The 14,111-nt window shown below is 69.7% G+C and carries 17 protein-coding genes; 12 read left to right on the plus strand and 5 right to left on the minus strand.

Features of this window, described 5'->3' with window-relative positions:
• Positions 1-114: 114 nt before the first annotated feature.
• Entirely contained in the window at positions 115-1,137 is a 1,023-nt protein-coding gene (locus NKT36_RS07810) for a replication factor C small subunit (RefSeq protein WP_327050484.1), read from the minus strand.
• 277 nt (positions 1,138-1,414) lie between these two features.
• Here NKT36_RS07810 and NKT36_RS07815 point away from each other — a divergent pair, with 277 nt between their 5' ends.
• From NKT36_RS07815 to NKT36_RS07825, 3 genes are all read left to right on the plus strand, one after another.
• Positions 1,415-2,482: a polymer-forming cytoskeletal protein gene (locus tag NKT36_RS07815; protein WP_327050485.1), complete on the plus strand. Its 1,068-nt coding sequence runs from the start codon at positions 1,415-1,417 to the stop codon at positions 2,480-2,482.
• A 93-nt stretch (positions 2,483-2,575) separates the two neighbouring features.
• Positions 2,576-2,773, plus strand: a complete 198-nt coding sequence (gene samp2, locus NKT36_RS07820) for a ubiquitin-like small modifier protein SAMP2 (protein WP_327050486.1) — start codon at positions 2,576-2,578, stop codon at positions 2,771-2,773.
• The gene (locus tag NKT36_RS07825; RefSeq protein ID WP_327050487.1) at positions 2,770-3,156 is read left to right on the plus strand and encodes a GNAT family N-acetyltransferase; all 387 of its coding nucleotides are present in this window, start codon (positions 2,770-2,772) and stop codon (positions 3,154-3,156) included. The genes samp2 and NKT36_RS07825 overlap by 4 nt, the downstream gene beginning before the upstream one ends.
• Here the strand turns inward: NKT36_RS07825 and NKT36_RS07830 are convergent.
• On the minus strand, positions 3,078-3,641 hold the full coding sequence (locus tag NKT36_RS07830; protein ID WP_327050488.1) for a universal stress protein: 564 nt from the start codon (positions 3,639-3,641) through the stop codon (positions 3,078-3,080). The two genes, NKT36_RS07825 and NKT36_RS07830, sit on opposite strands and share 79 nt — an antisense overlap.
• Before the next feature lie 162 nt (positions 3,642-3,803).
• Here NKT36_RS07830 and NKT36_RS07835 point away from each other — a divergent pair, with 162 nt between their 5' ends.
• Positions 3,804-3,992, plus strand: a complete 189-nt coding sequence (locus NKT36_RS07835; protein ID WP_327050489.1) for a hypothetical protein — start codon at positions 3,804-3,806, stop codon at positions 3,990-3,992.
• Positions 3,993-4,264: 272 nt separating this feature from the next.
• A complete protein-coding gene (locus NKT36_RS07840; protein ID WP_327050490.1) occupies positions 4,265-4,996 on the plus strand; it encodes a Type 1 glutamine amidotransferase-like domain-containing protein in 732 nt (243 codons plus the stop codon).
• Here the strand turns inward: NKT36_RS07840 and NKT36_RS07845 are convergent.
• The gene (locus tag NKT36_RS07845) at positions 4,993-6,396 is read right to left on the minus strand and encodes a phosphoglucomutase/phosphomannomutase family protein (RefSeq protein ID WP_327050491.1); all 1,404 of its coding nucleotides are present in this window, start codon (positions 6,394-6,396) and stop codon (positions 4,993-4,995) included. The genes NKT36_RS07840 and NKT36_RS07845 overlap by 4 nt on opposite strands.
• A gap of 215 nt (positions 6,397-6,611) precedes the next feature.
• Between NKT36_RS07845 and NKT36_RS07850 the strand changes: the two genes are divergently transcribed.
• The 5 genes from NKT36_RS07850 (at position 6,612) to NKT36_RS07870 (ending at position 9,681) form a co-directional block, all read left to right on the plus strand.
• Positions 6,612-7,607: a radical SAM protein gene (locus tag NKT36_RS07850; RefSeq protein WP_327050492.1), complete on the plus strand. Its 996-nt coding sequence runs from the start codon at positions 6,612-6,614 to the stop codon at positions 7,605-7,607.
• Positions 7,604-7,804: a hypothetical protein gene (locus tag NKT36_RS07855; protein WP_327050493.1), complete on the plus strand. Its 201-nt coding sequence runs from the start codon at positions 7,604-7,606 to the stop codon at positions 7,802-7,804. The genes NKT36_RS07850 and NKT36_RS07855 overlap by 4 nt, the downstream gene beginning before the upstream one ends.
• Before the next feature lie 104 nt (positions 7,805-7,908).
• Positions 7,909-8,376 carry a TRAM domain-containing protein gene (locus NKT36_RS07860; protein ID WP_327050494.1) on the plus strand — a complete coding sequence of 156 codons (468 nt, stop codon included), beginning with the start codon at positions 7,909-7,911 and terminating at the stop codon, positions 8,374-8,376.
• Between the two features lie 59 nt (positions 8,377-8,435).
• Positions 8,436-8,915: a Tfx family DNA-binding protein gene (locus NKT36_RS07865; protein WP_327050495.1), complete on the plus strand. Its 480-nt coding sequence runs from the start codon at positions 8,436-8,438 to the stop codon at positions 8,913-8,915.
• A gap of 139 nt (positions 8,916-9,054) precedes the next feature.
• A complete protein-coding gene (locus NKT36_RS07870; protein WP_327050496.1) occupies positions 9,055-9,681 on the plus strand; it encodes a methyltransferase domain-containing protein in 627 nt (208 codons plus the stop codon).
• Between the two features lie 45 nt (positions 9,682-9,726).
• Here the strand turns inward: NKT36_RS07870 and NKT36_RS07875 are convergent, their stop codons facing one another.
• Together NKT36_RS07875 and NKT36_RS07880 are read right to left on the minus strand one after the other, a co-directional pair.
• On the minus strand, positions 9,727-10,191 hold the full coding sequence (locus NKT36_RS07875; protein ID WP_327050497.1) for a type IV pilin: 465 nt from the start codon (positions 10,189-10,191) through the stop codon (positions 9,727-9,729).
• Between the two features lie 27 nt (positions 10,192-10,218).
• Positions 10,219-11,457: a DUF7094 domain-containing protein gene (locus tag NKT36_RS07880; protein ID WP_327050498.1), complete on the minus strand. Its 1,239-nt coding sequence runs from the start codon at positions 11,455-11,457 to the stop codon at positions 10,219-10,221.
• A 154-nt stretch (positions 11,458-11,611) separates the two neighbouring features.
• Between NKT36_RS07880 and NKT36_RS07885 the strand changes: the two genes are divergently transcribed.
• Together NKT36_RS07885 and NKT36_RS07890 are read left to right on the plus strand one after the other, a co-directional pair.
• Positions 11,612-12,733 carry a helix-turn-helix transcriptional regulator gene (locus NKT36_RS07885; RefSeq protein WP_327050499.1) on the plus strand — a complete coding sequence of 374 codons (1,122 nt, stop codon included), beginning with the start codon at positions 11,612-11,614 and terminating at the stop codon, positions 12,731-12,733.
• A gap of 100 nt (positions 12,734-12,833) precedes the next feature.
• The gene (locus tag NKT36_RS07890) at positions 12,834-14,090 is read left to right on the plus strand and encodes an AI-2E family transporter (protein WP_327050500.1); all 1,257 of its coding nucleotides are present in this window, start codon (positions 12,834-12,836) and stop codon (positions 14,088-14,090) included.
• The last annotated feature ends 21 nt before the right edge of the window (positions 14,091-14,111 follow it).

Genomic DNA, 14,111 nt, shown 5'->3' on the forward strand with positions numbered 1-14,111 from the left:
CGGACCATAACACGACGCACGCCCTCGTCCATAAAAAGAACACCTTTCGGCAGGCTATACCGCTCCAGAGCGCCTGGAACGCTCTCGAAGAAGTGGATTGTCGGTGTCGGCGCGTCAGGGGTCGAGTGCGAGCGAGGCCAGCATCGCCTCCAGCTGGACGCGCTCGTTCGCGCCCTCGGTGATGCGGTAGTCGGCCTCGCCGACGCGGTCGAGCACGCGCACGGCGTCGCTGTCGTCGAGGTCGAACTCCCAGACGGAGCGATGGATCTGGTCGATGACGTCGCCGCCGGCCATCCCGCGCTCGGTGAGCAGTTCGTCGAGGGTCGCGCGGGCCTTGCCGAAGTCGCCGGCGAGCGCCGTGCCGACCATCTCCTCGATGTCGTCCGGACGGGCGGTGCTGGTGATGGTGAACACGGCCGACTCGTCGACCGTCTCGCCCATGACGGCGGCCGCCTGCAACGCGTTGATGGCCTTGCGCATGTCGCCGTCGGCGGCGTAGACGAGCGCGTCGACGCCGTCCTCGGTGGTCTCGATGCCCTGGTCGTCGGCGATCTCGCGGACGTACTCCGCGATGGCCTCGTCGGAGAGGGGACCGAACCGGAAGACGGCGCACCGCGACTGGATGGGGTCGATGATCTTCGAGGAGTAGTTGCACGAGAGGACGAACCGCGTGTTGTGCGAGAACTGCTCCATCGTCCGGCGGAGCGCCGACTGGGCGTCGTTGGTCAGCGAGTCGGCCTCGTCGAGGAAGATGATGCGGTAGTCGTAGCCGCCGAACGACGAGCGGGCGAAGTTCTTGATGCGGTCGCGCACCACGTCGATGCCGCGCTCGTCGGAGGCGTTCAGTTCGAGGAAGTTGTCCCGCCAGTCGTCGCCGTACACCTCGCGGGCGATGGCGAGCGCGCTGGTCGTCTTGCCGACGCCCGCCGGCCCCGAGAACAGCAGGTTCGGCAGGTCGTTCTGCCGGATGTAGCTCTGGAGTCGGTCCGTGATGTCGTCGTGACCGGCCACCTCGGAGAGCGCCTGCGGTCGGTACTTCTCGACCCAGATGTCGCCGCGTCCGGCGACGGCCTCCTCGTCGGCCTCCGCCGCTTCTTCGGCGTTCACCCCGGCCTCGTCCGCGTCAGCCTCGCTCATGTTCCAGGGAACGCACCTGTCGGTCTTAAAGCCCGCGAGACGCGTGGCGCTACGGGCCACGGAACGCGTGGCGCTACGGGTCACGGAACGCGCGGCGCTACGGGTCACGGAACGCGCGGCGCTACGGGTCACGGAACGCGCGGCGCTACGGGCCGCGGAGAGAAAACGGCGCTGCGGGGTAGGCAACGATTTCGCCGGAGATACGGCTCCGAAACCGGCGGTTCGCGGCCGACAACGACTCAATTACTTTCCGTGGTCTCGCCGTCGGCCGGAACACATGCGAACGCGCGTGCTCGCCGCAGCCTTCGTCGCGGTCGTCCTCGTCGCGTCGGTCCCCGCGACGGTCGCGGCACAGGGAACCAGAACCGGCGGCACCGTCGTCGTCGAGCAGGGGGAGGTCGTCACCGAGGACCTCACCGTCGCCGCCGGGAACCTGGTCGTCCGCGGCACCGTCCGGGGGGACCTGACCGCGCTGTCCGGCAACGTCAACGTCCCGGGACGTGTCACCGGCGACCTGACCGCGCTGGGCGGCAACGTCCGCGTGACCGGCACCGTCGGCGGGGAGGTCAACACGCTCAGCGGGAACACGTTCGTCGAGAGCGGCGCGCGGGTCGGCGAACTGGAGTCGGCCAGCGGCACCGTCGTCGTCAACGGGACGGTCGCCGGCGACGCGACGCTCGGCGCGGGGTCGATAACGCTCGGGCCGAACGCGGTCGTCGCCGGCGACCTCCGGTACAGCGGCGACCTCGAGCGAACGCCCGGCGCGCAGGTGCAGGGCGTCGTCGTCGAGGAGGAGGAGGTCCGGGTCGAACCGGTGCCGGCCGTCCCCGGCTGGCTGTTCGCCGCGTACGGGTTCCTCGCGAACCTCCTGCTGGGCGTCGTCCTGCTGGCGGTGTTCCCGTCGTTCTCCGGGAGCGTCGCCGACCGGGCGCTGGACAGCCCACTCCGCTCGGGCGGCGTCGGGCTGCTGTCGTTCCTCCTCGTCCCGGCGCTGCTCGTCGTGTTCGCGATCACGATCATCGGCATCCCCATCTCGGTGCTCGGCGCACTGGTGTACGCCTTCGCACTGTGGGCGGCGGCGGTGTACGGCGCGTACGCAGTGGGGACGTGGCTGCTGTCGCTCGCCGACGCCGACAACCGCTGGCTGGCGCTCGTGGTCGGACTCCTGGCCGTCGCCGTGGTGTCGCGGGTGCCAATCCTCGGTGGCCTCGTCCAGTTCCTCGTCCTGCTACTCGGCCTGGGCGCGCTCTCGCTCGCGCTGTGGCGACGGTACCGCGGTCGCCGGGAACGGCGCGCGCAGCGACCGGTCGCGGAGGAGACGGACGACGAGGAACCGACCGCCTGACGCGGGCGCGTCGGCGGACGGCGCGACCGTCAGGAGCGGTCGAACCGACCCAGGGACGACACGCTCAAGGCCGGACGCGCGCAACCGGCGTACATGAACGTCACCGTCGAGGTGGTCGGCGAGGACACCCACGAGTTCGAGGTGGAGGAGGCGACGTACGCCGACCTGCTCGCGAAGGTCGACCTCAGCCCGCACGAGGTGTCCGTGATGGTCGACGGCCGTCCCGTCCCCGAGGACCGGCAGGTGGACGCGACGCACGTGAAGGTGCTCCGGCTCATCAAGGGCGGATGAGGGTCCGGGTCGCGGAGGCCGACGACCACCTCGCGGTGATGAACGTGCTCGACGCGGCGATGCTGGCGGCAGACGCCGCCGAGGTCCAGGAGCGCATCGACGCGGACGACGTCCTGGTCGCGGTCGACGACGAGCGAGTGCTCGGCGCTATCGTGCTCGACCCTCGGGACGACGGCGCGTTCGTCGAGAGCGTCGCGGTCCGGCGCGCTCGGCGCGGACAGGGCATCGGGACCGCGCTGGTCGAACGGGCGGGCGGGCGCTACGGTCGGCTCACGGCCGAGTGCGACGAGCGGGTGCGGCCCTTCTACGCGTCGATGGGCTTCGAGATAGAACGAGCGAGCGACGACCGGTTGCGGGGGTCGCTGTCCGTCGCGGACCGCTGACCGCCCCCGTCGCTCTCGGCCACCCGGCCGCCGGCACCGTCGGCGACCGTCGTGCGATTGCGGACGATGACGACGTCGTAGGCGTCGTCGGAGGCGACGTTCGTGCCGACGCTGGCGAGCGTGGTGACGATTCGGCCGGCGTCGTCGCTGCCGACGAACACCATCGTCGCGGCGGCGTCCTTCGCCACCTGGCGGACGCGGCTGGCGATGGTTCCCGCCGGGGCGTAGCGGTTGACCACCTCGAACCGGAAGTCGGCCGCCTGCGAGACCGACGCGACCTGCTTCCGGAGCCGATCCACCACCTCGGCGAGGTCGAACGCCTCGTGCTCGCCGATCCAGTCCCGTTCGCGGGCGTACTCCACGTTTCCTTTCGGGACGACGCTCACGGCCAGCACGCCCTCCGCGAGCGCGCGGTCCACCTCCACCGCTCGCCGGAGCGCCGCCACGGACAGGTCCGAGCCGTCGAACGGGACAACGAGGGTCATATCTGTGACTTGTACTGTCGAACGGATAACGCTCCTTCCAGTTCCCAGTCTCCGGGAACGCTATCGGGCGTGGACGGCCGAGACAGCACTCGGCTGCCGTCGAACGGCCGCGCCAGCAGCGTGAATCCAAACACTGACCCGAATCGCCACCCAACGCCGCCCATGGACGAGACGAAGCGCCACAGACTGGCAGCCATCTGGATCGCGTTCGCGCTGCTCGTCGCCTACGTCAGGCTCGTCGACGGGTTCACGCTCGGCGTCGGCGACGTGCTCGGCCTGCTCGTGAGCCTGCTCGGACTGGGCCTCGGCGTCGCCTACTACCGCGGCGACGTCGGCCTCGACGCGTCGTGACCAACGCAACGTTTATTGCTCGTCGGACGACAGGTCGACACGAATGACGCCCGACTGCGTGCGCGCCGCGACGCCGTGCTGGCCCCGCCAGCGCGTCGCTCGCGCGACGGGCACGCAGCGGAACGCCGCCAATAATGCGCCTGCCACGTAGCAGGCGCACCACCACCACTTCCTTCTCGGCCGGTTCGCCCGACGGCGAGCCACGGTATCGTGCGGCGAGCGACAGGACGACCATCCACGACGTCACGACTCCGACGACAACACGACACACCATGACGCACATCATCGCTATCGGCGGCGGCGAGATAGCGGACGGCGAGACGAAAGGTATCGACCGGCGTATCGTCGCGGCGGCGGACGGCGAAACGCCGACCGCGCTGTTCGTTCCGACGGCGAGTGGCGACGCCCGGGGCTACCGCGAGACGTTCCACGACTACTACGGCGGCGAACTCGGCTGCGAGACCGAGGTGCTTCGACTGGTCGACGACCCCGACGACGACGCGGCGATCGAACGCAAGATAGCGGCAGCCGACCTCGTCTACGTCGGCGGGGGCGACACGCTGTCCATGCTCGACCGCTGGCGCGAACGCGGCGTCGACGACCGACTCCGGCAGGCGGCGGAAGACGGCACCGTCCTCGCGGGACTCAGCGCCGGCGCGCTCTGCTGGTTCGAGGGCGGCCTCAGCGACGCGCACCCGGACGAGAAGTACGCGCCGCTCGAGGCGCTGGGGTGGGTCGAGGGGCTGCGGTTCACGCCCCACGCAGTCCCCGAGCGACGGCGGGCGTTCGCCGACGCGCTTCGAGGGACCGGCGCGACGGGGCTGGCGCTCACCGACTGCGCGGCCATCGAGGTGCGGGACGGGAAGTACAGGATTCTGACCGACGGCGACGACGCGGCCGCGTACGTCCTCGCGGACCTCGGCGACCGGGTCGTCCGCGAGCGCGTCGACGCGACGTCGCTCCGGCCGCTCGGCGACCTGGGCTACCGGTTCGGCGCGGACTAGACCAGCGGTTCGACGAGCGACCGGCCGGCGTCGAGCAGTTCGTCGACGCGGGCGTCGCTGTCGGCCTCGGCGTAGACGCGCATCTTCGGTTCCGTCCCGCTCGGGCGAACGAGCAGCCACGACCCGTCGTCGAGGAGTATCTTGAACCCGTCGGCGGTCACCACGTCGTCGACGGACTGGCCCGCGACCGCGTCGGGCAGTTCCGCTTCCAGGTCGGCGAGCACGCGCGCCTTCTCCGCGTCGGGGCAGTCGACGCTGACCTTGCCCTGGTGTATCTCGCCGAACTCGGCGAGGAGGTCGTCCACCCGGTCGTCGAAGGGGCGCTCGGCCGCGGCGGCGGCCGCGAGCAGCGCCACGAGGACGCCGTCCTTCTCGCGGACGTGACCGCGGACCGAGAAGCCGCCGCTCTCCTCGCCGCCGACGAGGGCGTCGTGTTCGGCCATCGCGTCGGCGACCCACTTGAACCCGACCGGCGTCTCGACGACGTCCTCGCCGTGGGCGTCGGCGACGCGGTCGATGAGGAAGGTGGTGGAGACGGTGCGGATGGCCGGGCCGCTGGCCGTCTCCAGCAGGTGGTCGTACAGCGCGGCGAAGAAGAGGTTCTCGTCGAGGAAGCCCCGTTCAGGGGTGACGACGGCGATGCGGTCGGCGTCGCCGTCGTTGGCGACGCCGAGGTCGGCGTCGCGCTCCCGGACCGTCGCGGCGAGGTCGGCGAGGTGGTCGGCGTTCGGTTCCGGCGACGACCCGCCGAACCCGGGGTCGCGCTCGCAGCGCAGGCGCTCGACGTCCGCGCCGGCCTCGGCCAGCAGGCGGTCGGTGACGCCGCGGCCGCTGCCGTGCATGGCGTCGTAGACGACCGAGACGCCCGAGAGGTCGAGTTCCTCGCTCCCCGACCGTTCGGCGACGAGGTCGAAGACGCAGTCTGTGTAGGGGTCGACGAAGTCGACCTCGCGGACCGCGCCGTGCTCGCTCTCCGGGAGCGGGGCGGGGTCGGCGAGTCGCGCCTCGATCTCCTCGGTGACCTCCGGGAGCGCGGGCGCGCCGTCCGCCGGGATGAACTTCACCCCGTTGTACTCCGGCGGGTTGTGGCTCGCCGTCACCATCAGACCGCCCGCGAGGTCGCGGTCGGCGATGGTCCAGGCGAGCAGCGGCGTCGGGGTGTCCCGCTCGGGGACGATGGCGTCGAACCCGTTCGCCGCGAGCACGCGACAGAGGTCCTCGGCGAACCCGCGCGACGTCTCCCGGGCGTCGTAGCTCACGGCCACGGTGTCGCCCTCGCGGCCCTCGACCTCCCGGAGGTAGTCCGCCACTGCCTGCCCGACGATGCGCACGCGCGGTGCCGTGAACTCGTCGAGCGTCGCCCGCCAGCCGTCGGTTCCGAACGAAATCGGCGTCTCCATACTCCTACCCTCATCTCCGCCGCCGAAAAAACCTCCGCGTGACGTGGCACGTTGACGATGCACGCAGGAGACGAACGGCACGCGGGGGACGAACGACCGAAGGCGGCATCGGTGGAAGACGACGAGGTCAGGCCGTGCAGGCCAGTGCCGGACGAGGTCGGCGAGAGCCGGTTTCGCACGCTTTTTGAGGCTCGACGGCGAACCGGGAGCAACGAATGATCTCGAAGGGCTGCGAACAGTGTGCCGAAGGGGGGAAGATGGTGCTGTTCGTCTACGGCTACTGTGACCAGCGCGACTGCTTCTACTGCCCGCTCGGCGAGAACCGCAAGAACGTCACGGACGTGTACGCCAACGAGCGCCTCGTGGAGGACGACGAGGACGTCGTCGAGGAGGCGAAGCGCATGGACGCCCTCGGGACCTCCATCACCGGCGGTGAACCGCAGGAGGCGATGGCCAGGACGACGCGGTACCTCTCGCTGCTGAAAGAGGAGTTCGGCGAGGACCACCACACCCACCTCTACACCGGCATCACGGGCGGCCGTGAGAACATGCGCCGCCTCTCGGAAGCAGGGCTGGACGAGATACGGTTCCACCCCCCGTTCGAGCAGTGGGGCGACCTCCACGGTACCGAGTGGGAGGACATCCTCTACGTCGCCCGCGAGGAGGGGCTGACGCCCGCGTTCGAGATTCCGGGCATCCGCGCCGAGGAGGAGTTCCTGGAGTTCCTCGACGAGGGCGCGGCGGAGTTCTGCAACGTCAACGAGTTCGAGATGTCCGACGGCAACTACCGCCGGATGCAGGAGGCGGGCTACGAACTCCAGGACGGGCACATGTCCGCCGTCGACGGCTCGAAGGAGGAGATCCTCGACGTGATGGGCGACCACGAGCGCGTCTACTTCTGCACCTCCGTGTTCAAGGACGCCGCCCAGCACCGCAACCGCCTGAAGCGCATGGCACGGAACATCCGCCGGGAGTTCGACGACGTGACCGACGACGGCACGCTCGTCTACGGCAAGACGTGGGCGCCGGTGGAGCGACTGCAGGAGCTCGGCGTCCCCGAGGAGTTCTACGCGGTCAAGTCCGAGCACGTCGAACTCGCGTGGTGGCTGCTGGAGGAGATGGTCGAGGAGGGCGACGTCGACCGCGGCGAGATCGTCGAACAGTACCCGACCTACGACGGGCAGGTCGTCGAACGAACGCCGCTAGCATGACGGGACGGAGCACGACGGGACAGATACTCGAGATCGGTCTGTTCGCCGGGTTCTGCGCTGTGCTCGTCGTCGCGCTGGGGATGCTGGGGATGCTGACGGTCGGCCTCCCGTTCGTCCTGCTGTACGGCACCAGCGGCGCGTACGTGCTCTGGAAGCGCGGCCCGGCGCTCGACGAACGCGGAGCGACGCACGGCTAGCTGGCGTCGCGAACCGCTTCTCCGATTCACTCGACGGTATCGGGGCGCTCGACCCGAAACGACGGGTCGGAAGTGTTTAGACGGGGGGAACACAAGAGATAGCCATGGCGGACTGTCCACTCGCCGACGAATGCCCGAGTTTCGAGGAGCGAATCGAAGGGATGGGATGTCACCACTACGGTGACCGCGGCGGGGCCGAGTGGTGCAACCACTACAACCAGCCGATCCGCGACCTCAAGACCGCTCCCGTCCAGCCAGGCGAGGAGGTCGTCGTCGACATCGACGACATCCACGAGAGCGGCGCCGGCGTCGGCCGGACCGAGGACGGCTTCATCGTCATGGTCGACGGCATCCTCCCCGACGCGCGCGCCAGGGTGGAGATCGTCAGCGTGAAGAGCAACCACGCCCGCGCCGACCCCATCGAGCGCCTCCCGATGGACGAGGACGAGGAGGAGGAGGAAACCGAGACGGACGAGGACGAAGCCGGGGAAGCGGCCGACGACGGCGAGTCCGACGACGGGGACGAGCGACCGCCTCAGCTCGGCAGCCGCGACAACTTCTGGGGCGGATAGACGGCGACGTCGACGGGAAGGACAGTCCCTTTTTTCGTTTTCGGCACATATCGGTCGGTATGACCCATCGACCCGACGCCGACGAACTGCTGCGGCAGGCCGGGTTCGACGCCGACGAGAGCGTTCTCACCCGCCGACAGGCCGAGGTGCTCGCGCTTCGCGAGCGCGGCGTCTCGCAGGCGGCGATCGGCGACGCACTCGGCACGTCGCGCGCGAACGTCTCCAGCGTCGAGGCCAGCGCACGCGAAAACGTCCGGAAGGCGCGCGAGACGGTCGCGTTCGCGGCCGCGCTGCAGGCACCGGTCCGCATCGAGGTCGACGCGGGAACGGACCTCTACGACGTCCCCTCGCGCGTCTACGAGGCGTGCGACGACGCGAGCGTGAAGGTCTCCCACGCCGCGCCGGAGCTGATGAAGTACATCAGCGACGCGGCGGGCGACGCCGTCGACGGCCGGGCGGTGCGCGAACCGCTGCTCGTCGGCGTGACCCACGACGGCGAGGTGACGGTCCGGAGGCCCAGCGAACCGTCGCAGGACTGAGCCGCTGTCGGACGGCCGCCGCAGGACCGAGCGGTACCGGGCAGGCCGAGCCGCTCCCGGACAGGTGTCGACGGCGTGCCGACCGCCGACGGAGGCGAAACGGTGGGATTGATGAGCGTCGGCCCGTAACGGCGGGATAATGGGCATCCTCGAAAACAAGCGTCGCGCCAGGGTCTTCTACAAGTACCTCTCGAAGGTGTACGACACGGTCAACCCCTTCATCTGGAACGAGGAGATGCGCGCGGAGGCGCTCGCGATGCTCGACGTCGACGCGGACGACCGCGTGCTCGACGTCGGCTGTGGCACCGGGTTCGGCACCGAAGGACTGCTCGAACACACCGAGAACGTCCACGGCCTCGACCAGAGCGTCCACCAGCTCGAGAAGGCGTGGGAGAAGCTCGGCAAGCACGACCCGGTCAGCTTCTACCGGGGCGACGCCGAACGGCTCCCGTTCAGGGACGACACCTTCGACGTCGTCTGGTCCTCGGGGTCCATCGAGTACTGGCCCGACCCCGTCGCGACGCTGCGGGACATGCGTCGCGTGACCAGGCCCGGCGGACGGGTGCTCGTCGTCGGCCCGAACTACCCGAAGACGGGCGTCATGCAGAAGGTCGCGGACGCCATCATGCTGTTCTACGACCGCGACGAAGCCGACCGGATGTTCCGGGCGGCGGGCTACGAAGACGTCCGCCACCGCGAGATGGGACCGAGCTACGACCCGGACGTCGCCATCACCACCGTCGCGCGCGTCCCCGGGTCGGAGTAGCTACCACCGCGACCACCGCAGTTTCTCTTAGCGCCCTCGTCTCTCTCACTCCGCCGTCGTCCGCACCGCCACGAGGAGTCGCCCGTCCAGCAGTATCCGTACCGCGACGCTGTCTCCCGGTTCAAAGAGCGGAGCGTTCGTCCCGGCGAGTCGAACGCTCGTCCGTTCGCCCGCGTCCCACGTCTCGTTCGCCGCGCTGTTGAACGGCCCCGTGGGGCCGGAGCGGAACCCCGTCGCGGCGAAGAAGGGAACCGGCGGCTGGTGGGCGAGCGGCGTCCCGTCCACCCGGACCACGACCGTGAGGCGGTCGACGGGTAGCGAGTCGCCGGCGCGGTGGACGAAGGTGAGCCGGTCGGCGTCGGCGTCGGCCGAGACGGTCACCGCGGCGTGTGACGGCGGTCGAACCGAGGTCGATTCGAGCGCGACGGCCCCGAGCGTCCCGGCGAGGACGACCGTCACGACGACGAGGAGGGCCGTTCCGACGACGGGCGAGAGGGCGCGAGACGACACGCCACGGAGTGGTCGCGGCTCCGTACTTCAGGATTCGGGCGGGGCGACCGTCGAGTTGACCGGCGTGACGCCGTCGGGGGTGAGGGTGACCGAGACCGTGTTCAGCCCGCGTCGCGCCGAGACGGTGAAGGTCTCGCCCGGTGCGACCGTCCAGAGTTCGCCGTCGTCACCGGTCGTCCCGACGGTCCTGCCGTCGACGGAGACCGGTGCGTCGACTGCGTTCCCGTCCGAATCCGTCAGGGTGACGTGCAGCGGACCACCGGGATACGTCCGGTTGACGGCGATCGAGATTCCGGTCGTCGCGTTGCGAATCGGTTCGCCGGTCGGGAACGCACCCAGGCGCTTGCGCTGTATCTCGCCGAATATCTTCCGGGTGCCGACGTCGACGTGGGCCGTCAGCGTTCCCTGTTCGTGATGGATCGTCGTCGGGTAGAAGTTCAGTGGACTGTAGATCCCCGAAGACATCCTGGTACGGTTCTCCATCACCCACGGATACTGCTCTGTGAGTACCTGCCGGCCGACCTCGTATATCGTCCCGCTCGAAGTGCGACTGAGGTTCCGGTTGTCGCTGCGGTACGCCTCCCGGACGTACCGGCCGTCGGCGATCATCGACAGGGCCGTGCCGACGTCCGACGTCCCCACGTAGATGCGGGTCGAACCGGTGCGACCCCGCACGACGTCGTCGACTCGCTCGGTCACCGGGCCCTCCAGGGTCTGGACGGTGGCGTTCATGTTCCGCGTGTAGAAGGAGAGTCCCGAGATGCGCTCGGAACTCGACTCCAGGCGACCGATCGAGTCCCGCAGTGCTTCGGCCTCCGCGTCGACCGCCGCGAGCCCGTACGCGTACTCCCGGGGGGAGAGCCGGCCGTCGTTGAACTCCTGCCGGAGCGACTTCCGGTAGTTCTGGAGCGCGGACAGGCGCGACTCGACGTGGTACTTGTACTCCAGGACCGTCTGCTCCTTCTTCGCGCTCGACTGCTCGGCCGCGAGTCGCTCCTCGAGCGTGTACTCGGCGAGCTTCGACTCCATCGCGGACCCGTCCATCGACAGTGCAGCGCCGACGCCGACGGACGGGTCGACGACGGCCGACCTCCCGGCGTCGACGTGCAGGTGGGCGGTCGTGTCGTTGACGCCCGGGAGCGTCACCGTTTCCGTCGCCCGTGCGGGCGCCGACTCACCGGCCCGGGGAGCGTCGGCCTGGAGGGCGACCCCGGGCGCGGAGACGAGAAGGAGGAGCGCGGCGAGAAGCGGGAGGGCGCGTCTCATGGACGTTGCTTACGAAGCAGACCATTAAAATATAGGGGGTATCACGGGAGGATAGCGAGAACGGACGAGACAGGGTGAGACGATTTACACGCGCCGCAGACGTTTTATCGCAGGTATGGAAAGAATTTTCTTGCACGATTGACGACACAGGTATATGCGGCCACACCCCGCCCTCCTCGTTGCCCTCCTCTCCCTCCTCGCCCTGGGCGTCGTCGCCGGTACGGGCGGTGCACACCAGGGACCGCCGGCCAGCGTCGGCACCACCGTCGCGGACCGGACGGCGAACGGGTCGCACCTGAACGGCACCACAATCTCCCTGACGCCGCAGCGCGACGGCGACGTCCGCTGGAACGTCACGACCCGGTTCTCGCTCGACACCGAAAACGAGACGGCGGCGTTCGAGCGTCTCCGCCGCGACTTCGAGCGGGGACGCAGCGACGTCCGCTACTCTGTCGACGCGTTCCGGGCCGCGGCGGAACTTGCCCAGCAGGAGACGGGACGCGAGATGGAGATCCGCAACGTCGAACGGACCGCCGGCACCGGTAACGGGACGGGCCAGCTTTCGCTCACGTTCGTCTGGACGAACTTCTCGCGGACGTCTGGCTCCCAGGTCGTCATCCACGACGCGTTCCTGCTCGACGGCGGGAACTCGACGTGGCTCTGGGAGCTCAAGGACGACCAGCGCCTCGTCATCCGGAAGCCCGACGGCTACGAGTTCCTGAGTTCGAACGGCGGCCCGGAGGTCAGGGCCGGGACGGTCTACTACGAGGGGCCGAAGACGTTCACCCCCGGCGAGATCGACGTGACCTACAGGCACGACAGCACCACCGGGCCCAACGGCCGCGACGGGTTCGAACTGGTGAGCCTGCCGGGAGTCGTGGGGCTGCTGCTGGTCGTCGGCGTCGGCGGCGCCGGCGTCTACGTGCTGGCACAGCGTCGGACCGACGACGGGACGGTGGACGCCGCGGCGGCGGAGGACGTGCCGCCGGCGGAGGACGTGCCGCCGACGCCGGGCCCGGCGCCGGGGCCCGACGACACCGACGAGCGCGACCTGGAACTGCTGTCCGACGAGGAACGGGTCGAGCGCCTGCTGCGCGAGAACGGGGGCCGGATGAAGCAGGCCGACATCGTCACCGAGACGAACTGGTCGAACGCGAAGGTGTCACAGCTACTCTCCTCGATGGACGAGGAGGGCCGCGTCGACAAGCTCCGCATCGGGCGCGAGAACCTCATCACCCTCCCCGACGAGGACGTCACCGACTTCGACGACGAGTGACCGGCGGGACCGTCCGCGCGGAGAGCGAGCCGTCTGCGTAGAGAGCGGGCCGCCGTCCACGCTGGGAGTTTTACCGCTGGGAACCGTCACGTGAGAGGACGTGACAGGGTCAGACGACCGGTTCCGCCGCGCGTGGTGGGTGCTCGCGGTCGCCATCGCGGCCATGCTGGCGTACGCGGCCTACCGCTACGTCGGCACCTTCGCGTTCGCCGTCTTCCTCTACTACGTCGGGCGACCCATCGCGCGCCGCGTCGAGTCGGTCGTGGGCAGCGCGGGGATGGCGGCGTCGCTCACCATCGCCCTCATCATCCTGCCGTTCGTGGCCATCCTCGCCTTCGTCGCCGCCGTCGCCGTCGAGCAGGTGCTCGCGCTGACGGCGGCCGACTGGGCCCGGTTCGCGGCCCTCGTCGACCCGTACGCCGACCTCTCGCTGCTGTCGACGTCGCCACGCGAACTGCTCCCGGTGCTGGCCGGGGAGGTGGAGAACGGGGAGGTCCTGTTCCGGGGCGCGCTGGACGCGCTGGCGTCCGCCCTGCGGCTCACGTTCCACGTGACGCTCGTGTTCGCGTCCGTGTTCTTCCTGCTGCGGGACGACCGCCGGGCGGCGCGCTGGTTCCGGGAGCGCGTCGCCGACGAGGAGACGGCGGGCTACCGCTTCCTCGCCGCCGTCGACCGCGAGCTCGACGCCGTCTTCTTCGGCCAGATGCTCACCATCTTCGCCGTCATGGTGCTGGCGTGGGTGCTGTACAGCGCGCTGAACCTGCTCGCGCCACCGGGCGTCGCGATTCCGCTCCCGCTCCTGCTCGGGTTGCTCACCGGCGTCGCGACGTTCATCCCGCTCGTCGGTCGGTCGCTCGTCTACGTGCCGCTCGGCCTGTACCTCGCCGCGCTGGCGGTGCAGGGCGACCCCGTCGACCTCTGGTTCGCCGCGGTCGTGCCGCTCTCGGGCTGGTTCGGCATCGACCCGACGATACGCTATCTCGTCCGGCCCGCGTTCACCGGCCGGCGGACGGGCACTGGACTCATGCTCGTCGCCTACCTGCTCGGTGCCGCAACCTTCGGCTGGTACGGCGTCTTCCTCGCGCCCATCCTGCTCGTCGTCACGCTGGAGTTCGCGCGGCAGGTTTTCCCGGCGCTCGTGCACGGCGACCCGGTGCTGGCGACCCAGCGTGGCGAGCGAGCGGAGAACGACGGCGAGAGCAGCGACGGGAGCGCGGGCAGTGACGAGGGCGTGGAGCGAGATGGACGCGGGGCGCACGTCGACGACGGAAGAGACGAGCGGCACGACCAGGGGAGAAGCGAGGGACGTAACGACAGGAGAAACGAGGGGCGCGACGACGAGACGGGAACGTCGTGACTGACGGACGGAACGGAATCG

The sequence above is a fragment of the Halomicrococcus gelatinilyticus genome (assembly GCA_024227995.1).
GTDB classification, from domain to species: domain Archaea; phylum Halobacteriota; class Halobacteria; order Halobacteriales; family Haladaptataceae; genus Halomicrococcus; species Halomicrococcus gelatinilyticus.